This window comes from Longimicrobium sp. (assembly GCF_036280135.1).
GTDB lineage: Bacteria > Gemmatimonadota > Gemmatimonadetes > Longimicrobiales > Longimicrobiaceae > Longimicrobium.
Genome location: NZ_DASURI010000294.1, coordinates 1 through 8,153, shown reverse-complemented (window position 1 = coordinate 8,153; position 8,153 = coordinate 1). Strand labels below are relative to the sequence as shown.

Sequence of the window (8,153 nt, the reverse complement as noted above, 5' to 3'; positions counted from 1 at the left end):
CCCTCAGGAAATCAACGCCCTTGATCCAGATCGGGGATCAATCCAGGCAGGCATTCACGCCGCTTCCGTGAGCCTGCGGAACTCGGCCCTTGCCTGCTCTACGATGCTCGCCGTCGAACCCGGGCGCCGACGCGGGCGGCTGGATCATCGCGGCCGGCGGTTGGGAAATGCACTCCGCACGTCCTGTCGCTGATGGAGGATGCGATGTACGTGGATGCCGGTCCGCGTGCGGCGGTAAAAGATGATGAAGGGTTTCGAAGGGTAGCTCCGCAGGCGCGGCCGTAGCTCGTCGCGTACGCGGCCCAGGGACGGCACCTGCGCGAGCAACTCCATCGTCACCGCGAGCCGGTCGATGACGCGGTTGCCGGCGTGTGTGGTTCCGGCCTTCCTGGTTGCGTACAACGCCGCGGCGACGAGGTCGCGCCGCGCAGTCGGTGAGAGGGTGTATTCGCTCACGGCCGTCTCGATCTGTATGGACGAGGAAGGGGCCGCCAACGATCACCTGTCCAGTTTGCCTCGTCAATTCCCCGCCAAAACACGGCCACGGGCCAAACACGCCTGTGCGATAGCGGACCCAAAACGGCCGCGCTCAACCGGCATCCTGCGTCCAAATCCGCTCCGAAAACGACAGCGCCCGCCGCAATTGAGTGCGGCGGGCGTGCCAGTTCTGGTTGGGAGCGTGGATCAGCGGATGGGTTCGCGCCGGCCGCTCGTGCTCGTGCCCTCCGTCAGGCGCGTGAACTCGGACCGGGCCTGCGCCACGGCGGTGGGCCCGTGGATGATCTCGCCGCGCTCGTACTCCGCGATGGCGGGGTCCAACTGCGTCCGCAGTGCCTCCAGGCGTGCCTGGTGTTCCTTGCGTTCACGCGAAAGCAGGCGCAGGGCGTGGCGCACGACTTCGCTCGCGGACTTGTACTCACCCGATTGCACCAGATCTTCTACGAGGCGGTCGAGCTCGGGCGTCAGCGATACGTTCATGGGAGCTCTCCTTTGCGGGACCGGGTGTGCAAGCAGCGAATGAATCTTATATCCAGATAACGAGAATTGTCAATCTTTGTTATGGAGGAGAAAGGAACGGCCGGCGGCTCCGGGGAGCCGCCGGCCTTCTGCCTCACCGGACCCGGCTCAGCCGCCGCTCAGCGGAAGCAGAGCGCGGAACTGGCGCCCGAGGGAGCCACCGGCAGCGAGCCGGGCTTGCGGTAGTTGCCGCGGTTGTACTGGCCGCCCACCATCAGCGCCTTGCGCTGGTAGGCCTGCTGCTGTGCGATCACCTGCCCGCGCTGGAACGTGGCGCGGTTCAGGCGGCTGGCGCCGTCGGCCATGGGGTCGTTCATCCCCATGCCTCCGCACCCCGAGTTGAAGCTCATCCCGGCGCACCCCGACGCGCCCAGCGCGAGCAGGGCGGCCACGGCGGGGGCGGTGAATCGGCGGAGACTGCGCATGCGGTACCTCCTGGGTAGTGCGGTGTGGCAGGGTTCCGAACGGGGTGGCCTGCACGATCGGCGCCAGGGCCGGGAACAGGCGTCGGGAAAAGAACGCGCGGCCGCGGCGGTTCCTGACGCCGCGGCCGTCCGCCGTCAGACCAGCAGCCGGTGGCGCGAGTCCGCCGGGAGGGCCTTGAGGTGGCCGAACGGGACGTCCGGCAGGGGGAAGAAGTTGTCGGCCATCTCGTCCAGCAGCCGCGGGTTGTGGGCGGCGCCGTCCTGCATGGCCATCCGCCGCACCTGCTTGCTGAGCGTGAGGTTGCGGTCGCCGATGGGGTCCAGCGACGCGCAGAGGGCCTCGCCCCGCCGCGACAGGTAGTCCACCACGTAGTCGAACGAGCGCTCCAGGTACCCGTGCACGGCCGCGTCCGTCAGGTCCCAGCGCGACCGCGTGACCATGCCGTTGAAGACGGCCTGCCAGCGGTCGTTGTCCTGGATGCGGATCATCCCCCGGAAGATGCGCCGGTTGGTGCGGAAGGAGAAGAGCGTGGCGCTCAGCACCTTGTCGAACAGGGCGTCGGCCGCGCTGTGGTCGTGCTCCGTCACCACGTGGCGCGCCAGCCGGCGGTAGTACTCGTCCAGGTGCGTGTCCATCCGCGCCTCCCAGTACGAGTGCCCCAGCCCCGCCGTGGACGAGGTGAGCACCAGCTGGCGCGGGATGAAGAAGTTGTGGGCGATGGTATCCGCCGCCAGGTGCGACAGGTAGCCCAGCCCCATGGCCTTGAGCCGGTCGTTGGGCGCGGACGCGTGGATCTCCTCGCCCACGTGCCAGTTGTGGCAGTGGCGGCCCTCGGGCACGTACTTCTTGGCCAGGGAGATGTCCGCGGCCAGGTTGCCGTAGAGGAAGTCGAACGGGTACGCGGAGACCAGCGCCCGCACGGCCTCGGGCACCAGGTGCAGCGAGTCCAGCAGGGCGGAGCCCAGGTAGATGTGCGTGGCGGGGCCCCAGGCCCACGCGGGCTCGGGGAACAGCACCACGGCCAGCAGGGCCAGGCAGGCGGCGAGCAGCACCGTACGCCTCCCCGTCAGTCGTCCAGGTCCGCGGCGCCGCGCGGCGGGGCGCCCGCGGGGCGGGCCTGCTCCTGCGCCAGCTCGCGCAGCTCCTCGCGGGCCTCGTCCAGGATGCGCGTGACCTCGGCGCGAAACTCCGCCAGCAGCTCGCGGCCGGCGTGGATCACCTCGTCCGTCGTGGGACCCGCCTCGCGGGCGGCCACGCGCGCGGCCGTGCGGGTGCGCGACGCGCTCTTGCCCAGCTTGCGCGCGTGCGGCTTGAGCCGCTTTTGCAGCTGCTTGCGTGGGTTGGGCTTCTCGGGGCGCAGCAGCACCGCCGCGCCGATCCCCAGCACCGCGCCGATGCCAAAGGCGGCAAGGAAGTCGTTGGTGTCCTGTCGGGCCATCTGTCGGGTCCCCGGTGCGTCAGTCCAGGATGTGGCGGCCGCGTCGCCCCGGCGGCATCACGCCCATCTCCGTCTCGTCGTCCTCGTCCATCCCCTCGTCGTCCAGCAGCGCGTCCAGCTCGCCCGCGTACGCGTCGTCGTCCCCGCGGGCGGCCAGGCGGCGCAGCGCCCGCGTTCCCGCATGCACGCCCCGGACCGTGGACGCGGCGCGCACGAACGCGGTCTCCGCCTCGGCCTGCACCACGCCCGCCAGCGCGTCCAGCTCCTGCAGCCGCGCCTGGGCCATCTCCGTGGCGCGGCGCACCTTGACGTTGGTCTCGCTGACGGTGGCGCTCAGCTCCTCCACGTTGCCGCGCACCTTGTCGCTCAGCGCCTTTACGTTGTCGCTCAGCAGGTTCACGTTGCGGATGGCGGGCTCGAAGTCCGCGCGGGCGTCCTTCATCATCTTCCTCACCTTGAGCGCGCCGTAGATCACGGCAAAGCCCACGGCGATGATCGCCAGGGCGATGACGATGGTGGCGATGTCGGCCATCACGTCCACCACCCGCTCGAAGGTGGAGGGCGTGAAGGACGACTGGACGAGGAGCAGCGGTGCGTGGTTCACGTCACAAGCGCAGGGAGAAAGTCATTCCATCAGGTCGATGCCGATCGTCCGGCCGGCCAGCTTGGGGACGATGCGCGGAACCCGCCGCGCCGCGCTCCCCGCCGCCAGGAGGATCCGGATCCGCTCCGCCACGTCGCGCGGCAGACGGTCCAGCCCCCGCGGGTCGCGCCCGTCGATCCGCCGGCGCAGCGCGTCGTCCAGCGCCTCGATGCCGCCCGCCGCGTCCGCCAGGGCGCCGACCTCCGGCGGGGCGGACCATCCGCCCGCCATGGCCGCGACGTCCGTGGCCCACAGGTCGCCGAGCGGGAGAAGCGGCTCCGGCGGCAATTCGCCGCCCAGCAGGAGCGCCGTCTTGTTCGCGGGATGCGCGGCGACGACGCCGTCCATCAGCCGCGCGCGCAGGCGGCGCGCCTCGTCCTCCACCCGCCAGCGGGGCACGGCGCCGGGATGAGGCAGGAACGGTTCCACGCCCGCGCCGTCCGCCGTCACGCGGACGACGGCGCCGTCGTCCAGGGCCCGCTCCAGCAGCCGCGCGGCCAGCGCCGCCTCGGGTCCGCCGTCGTCCAGCAGGGCGATGCGCGCGGCGCCGCGGTCCGCCAGCGCCTGCCGCGCCACCGCGCCCACGATCTCGGCGATGCGCCCCTCGGCCGGGTGCGTCATCGCTCGCCCAGGATGCGGGACAGCTCGCGGGCCATCAGCCGCGGATCGTCGTCGCGGGCATGCGCGTAGGGGCGGCGCGCGGCGGCCACGGCGTCCAGCGAGAGCTCCGCGTCGATGCGGTCCTCGCCCAGGTCGTCCGCCCGCGCCAGCACGGCGCCGTCCGGGCCGATGATCATCGATCCGCCCGCGAAGCACAGCGCGCCCTCCACGCCCACGCGGTTCGCCAGGGCCACGTAGCAGCCGTACGCGATGGCCGCCGCGCGGGCCAGGTGCTCCCACGCGTCCCACGAGGCGAACCGCCCACCGTTCACGCCGCCGGCCAGGGCGCCGCGCCCCGCCGCCGCGGACTGCGCCACCACCAGGTGCGCGCCCTGCGCCGCCAGCAGCCACGTGAGCCCGGGGTGCCACAGGTCCTCGCAGACCAGCAGGCCCACGCGCCAACCGCCGCCCGCGTCGTACGTCCGCGCCGAGTCCCCACGGCCAAAGTAGCGGCCCTCCTCGAACATGCCGTACGTCGGCAGGTAGACCTTGCGATGGCGGTGCAGCACGCGGCCGCCGCGCAGGTGCAGCATGGCGTTGTACGGCACGAACGCGGTGTCGCGCTCGATGGTGCCCAGGACGACGTCCGGCCCGTCCGCCAGCATGGGATACGGCGCGTCCGACTCGGGGGATGCGAGCGCGTGGACGGCGTCGCGCACGTCGTATCCCGTCACCGAGAGCTCGGGCGTGACGACGAGGCCGATGCCGTCCGCCGCCGCGTCCGCCTGCGCGCGGGCGATGCGTGCCAGGTTTGCATCCACGCCGCACAGCGCGGGCGCGAACTGCTCGATCCGCAGCCGGAGGGTGGAGCCGAACGCGCCGTCCGTCACCCGTCGCTCATCTCCGGCTTGAGGCCCACCACGCGCGTCACGGGGATGGTAAAGGCGATGCCCGTGCCGGGCTGGTCCAGGTCGCCCAGCACCTCGTTGAGCAGGTCCATGGCCGCGTCCACCTTGCGCGGGTCGTCGATGACGGCGAACAGCGTCTGGTTGCGGGGGCGGGTGCGGCGCTGCAGGGCGGCGAGGCCGGCGAAGATGGGGACTTCGCTGGCCAGCAGGCGGCCCATGCCCTCGCTGTGGAGGACGGTGGCGCCCGTCACGCCGATCTCCAGGAAGCCGGCGAGCACGTCCTCGAGCTTCTCTTCCTGGTTGATGACGGCGATGAGCAGCTGCACGGACGGCCTCTCTCCGGGGGCGTGCGATGGGGTCGATCGGCAATCTTACGCCGCGCGCGGATGCCGTGCAAGCAAGCCGCCACGCGCGATTTCCGGCGGATCGGAGGAGGCGGGGAACCGGATCCGCGGCCGATGGGGCGGATGGATGCGGTGAACGTGGGGATGCGGATGCGATGTGCAGGTTGGGGTTCGCGCGTACGGGCGCGGCCCCAGTCCCGGCGAATGAATTCGCGGCTCCGAAAACGTGATGTCGGCCTTCGCCGACGGCTCGTGCCGCGCGCCGTGGCGTGTGCATCGACGGAGGGCCCGTGCCGTCCGGAGCGAATGAATTCGCCGCTGGAACTTCGCGAAGTCCGCCTGCGCGGACTGCCCCAGAGAAGGTCGGCCCATGTGCATCGACGCGTGCACCCACGCCGCCTTTCGCCGGGTGACGGCCCGTGTTGGTGGTTGAAGCCCTGTTCGCAGAGCGCGTCAGCGCGAGACAGGGCTTTCCGCTGTCGTAGCGGCGGCTTTAGCCGCTCAGGCTGGGACTCCGCTGCGTCCACTTGACCGTTCGTGCGGGCCACCCATCACCCTTGAACTCGCCCCGCCGACACCCTTCCCGTCATCTGCCGCACATGATTTTCTGTCCCCTCCTCGGCTGTCCCTCCGGCGGTGTACGCCGCGCACGACTCTTGCGCCTGCGCCCCCGCGATCCTGCCAGGGCGACAAAGCCGGCCTCCGCGGTAATGGGGGCGGCGTCGCCATTCCGTTGTCCCGCGCCCGAGAGTCGAGGACCCGAGTGCCCAAGTTCATCGTACACGGCGGCAAGCGCCTGGAGGGGACTGTTCGCCCCAACGGCAACAAGAACGCGGCCCTCCCCATGCTGGCGGCCACGCTGCTCACCGACGAGGACGTGTTCCTGGAGAACGTGCCGCGCATCAAGGACGTTCTCACCCTGATGAACCTGCTGGAGGTGCTGGGCGCCGAGACGGAGTGGGTGGGCCCCAACGAGGTGCGCGTGCGCGCCGCCAACGTGGGCATGACCCAGCTGGACGCCGGCGCTGCCGCCCGCATCCGCGCCAGCATCCTGCTTGCCGGGCCCATGCTGGCCCGCGCCGGCGGCATGGTGTTGCCCCCGCCGGGCGGCGACGTCATCGGCCGGCGGCGCGTGGACACGCACTTCCTGGCGCTCAAGAAGCTGGGCGCGCGCGTCGTGGAGGACGACAACGTGTGGCGCCTGGAGGCCGACGGCCTCGTGGGTACCAACATGTTCCTGGACGAGCCCAGCGTCACGGCCACCGAAAACGCCGTCATGGCCGCATCCATGGCGAAGGGCGAGACGGTCATCCGCAACGCCGCGGCCGAGCCGCACGTCCAGGACCTGTGCCACATGCTGGTCAAGATGGGCGCGGGCATCGAGGGCATCGGCACGGGCACGCTGCGCATCCAGGGCCGCGAGCGGCTGGGCGGCTGCCGTACGCGCATCACGGCCGACCACATCGAGATCGGCTCGTTCATCGGCCTGGCCGCCGTCACCCGCAGCGCCATCACCATCGAGGACGCGGCGCTGGAGCACCTGGACAGCACCCTCATCGGCTTTGGCCGGCTGGGCGTGCACATGGAGCCGCGGGGCAACGACCTGTTCGTCGATGGGACGAAGGAGATGAACGTCAGCCTGGACATGGGCGGTCACATCAGCAAGGTGGACGACGGTCCCTGGCCCGCGTTCCCGGCGGACCTCACCTCCATCGCCCTGGTGACGGCCACGCAGGCCAACGGGACGATCCTCGTCCACGAGAAGATGTTCGAGTCGCGCATGTTCTTCGCCGACAAGCTCGTGGGGATGGGCGCGCGCCTGGTGCTCTGCGACCCGCACCGCGTGCTGGTGATCGGCCCGTCCAGGCTGCACGGCGCCATCGTGGAGAGCCCGGACATCCGCGCGGGCATGGCCCTGCTCATTGCCGCGCTGGGGGCCGAGGGGCGCAGCGAGATCTTCAACGTGGGGCAGATCGAGCGAGGCTACGAGCGCATCGACGAGCGGCTGCGCGCCCTGGGCGCCGACATCCGCCGCGCCGACTCGCGCGGCGAGGCCGAGGACACCGAGGACGCGGCGCGGCGCGCGGCGTCCAGGCCCAGCGCCTGAAACCCGGTACGAGGGTACGCAGTACGGTGGCACGGGCACTTCGACTTCGACCGGACAGACAGGCACAGGATCGACAGACATGACGGAGCAGACACCGGAGCAGCCGCGGCGGCGCCCCTCCATCGGCGAGGGGATCCGCAACGGGCTGGGCGTGCTGACGGCCTTCAAGGAGGCCCTCGAGGAGAGCATCCAGGAGGCCAACGCGCGGGGCGACCTGAGCCCCGACCGGGCCAAGCAGTTCCTGGGCGACGCCCTGCACCGCGCGCAGGAGACCGTGGGCGAGGTGCGGGAGAAGCTGGAATGGGTGCCCCGCAAGGAGTTCGAGGCGCTGCAGGCGGAGGTGGCGGAGCTGCGCCGCCGGCTGGATGGGCTGGACGGCGGATCGCCGTCCGGCGAGCCGGTGCTGCACCTGCCGCCGTCCACGGGGCCCGCGGCGGAGGGACCCACCGAAGCGAGGATGCCGTAGCGTGACGGAATCGCGGGGCGTGCGGGTCGTCGCCGAGCAGCGCATGGACGGCGACGTGCCGCTGTGGGTGCAGCCGGAGTGGGCGGAGCGGTTTCCCTGGCTGGTGCAGGGGACCACGGGGCGGGGCGGGGGCGACGAGGCGTTCGACCTGGGACTGGCGGGCGCGCAGCCCGTGGGCCGGGTGATGGACCGCTGGCGGAGCGT

12 protein-coding genes are annotated in these 8,153 nt (G+C 71.4%); 3 read left to right on the top strand and 9 right to left on the bottom strand.

What is annotated here, in order from left to right; all coding sequences use genetic code 11:
- Positions 1 to 144: 144 nt before the first annotated feature.
- The 9 genes from VFZ20_RS09305 to VFZ20_RS09265 form a co-directional block, all read right to left on the bottom strand.
- The gene (locus VFZ20_RS09305) at positions 145 to 456 is read right to left on the bottom strand and encodes a type II toxin-antitoxin system RelE/ParE family toxin (protein ID WP_329683587.1); all 312 of its coding nucleotides are present in this window, start codon (positions 454 to 456) and stop codon (positions 145 to 147) included.
- A 228-nt stretch (positions 457 to 684) separates the two neighbouring features.
- The gene (locus tag VFZ20_RS09300; protein ID WP_329683586.1) at positions 685 to 978 is read right to left on the bottom strand and encodes a type II toxin-antitoxin system ParD family antitoxin; all 294 of its coding nucleotides are present in this window, start codon (positions 976 to 978) and stop codon (positions 685 to 687) included.
- A 158-nt stretch (positions 979 to 1,136) separates the two neighbouring features.
- Positions 1,137 to 1,442, bottom strand: coding sequence for a hypothetical protein (locus tag VFZ20_RS09295; protein ID WP_329683585.1), 306 nt, complete (start codon positions 1,440 to 1,442; stop codon positions 1,137 to 1,139).
- A gap of 135 nt (positions 1,443 to 1,577) precedes the next feature.
- Entirely contained in the window at positions 1,578 to 2,495 is a 918-nt protein-coding gene (locus VFZ20_RS09290) for a zinc dependent phospholipase C family protein (protein ID WP_329683584.1), read from the bottom strand.
- 14 nt (positions 2,496 to 2,509) lie between these two features.
- Positions 2,510 to 2,881 carry a hypothetical protein gene (locus VFZ20_RS09285; RefSeq protein ID WP_329683583.1) on the bottom strand — a complete coding sequence of 124 codons (372 nt, stop codon included), beginning with the start codon at positions 2,879 to 2,881 and terminating at the stop codon, positions 2,510 to 2,512.
- A 19-nt stretch (positions 2,882 to 2,900) separates the two neighbouring features.
- On the bottom strand, positions 2,901 to 3,485 hold the full coding sequence (locus VFZ20_RS09280; protein ID WP_329683582.1) for a hypothetical protein: 585 nt from the start codon (positions 3,483 to 3,485) through the stop codon (positions 2,901 to 2,903).
- Positions 3,486 to 3,506: 21 nt separating this feature from the next.
- Complete coding sequence (locus VFZ20_RS09275) at positions 3,507 to 4,145, bottom strand: hypothetical protein (protein ID WP_329683581.1); 639 nt, start codon at positions 4,143 to 4,145, stop codon at positions 3,507 to 3,509.
- Positions 4,142 to 5,014 (bottom strand): nitrilase-related carbon-nitrogen hydrolase, encoded by an 873-nt coding sequence (locus VFZ20_RS09270; protein ID WP_329683580.1) that lies wholly within the window; start codon positions 5,012 to 5,014, stop codon positions 4,142 to 4,144. Before VFZ20_RS09270 ends, VFZ20_RS09275 begins: the two co-directional genes overlap by 4 nt.
- Positions 5,011 to 5,358 carry a P-II family nitrogen regulator gene (locus VFZ20_RS09265; RefSeq protein ID WP_329683579.1) on the bottom strand — a complete coding sequence of 116 codons (348 nt, stop codon included), beginning with the start codon at positions 5,356 to 5,358 and terminating at the stop codon, positions 5,011 to 5,013. Before VFZ20_RS09265 ends, VFZ20_RS09270 begins: the two co-directional genes overlap by 4 nt.
- A 781-nt stretch (positions 5,359 to 6,139) precedes the next feature.
- On the opposite strand from VFZ20_RS09265, the gene murA reads away from it, so the two are divergent.
- The 3 genes from murA to VFZ20_RS09250 all read left to right on the top strand — a co-directional run.
- Entirely contained in the window at positions 6,140 to 7,483 is a 1,344-nt protein-coding gene (gene murA, locus VFZ20_RS09260; RefSeq protein WP_329683578.1) for a UDP-N-acetylglucosamine 1-carboxyvinyltransferase, read from the top strand.
- A 79-nt stretch (positions 7,484 to 7,562) separates the two neighbouring features.
- A complete protein-coding gene (locus tag VFZ20_RS09255) occupies positions 7,563 to 7,949 on the top strand; it encodes a hypothetical protein (RefSeq protein ID WP_329683577.1) in 387 nt (128 codons plus the stop codon).
- 1 nt (position 7,950) lies between these two features.
- Positions 7,951 to 8,153, top strand: a 203-nt coding sequence (locus VFZ20_RS09250; protein ID WP_329683576.1) for a hypothetical protein, incomplete at its 3' end; no start/stop codon positions are given.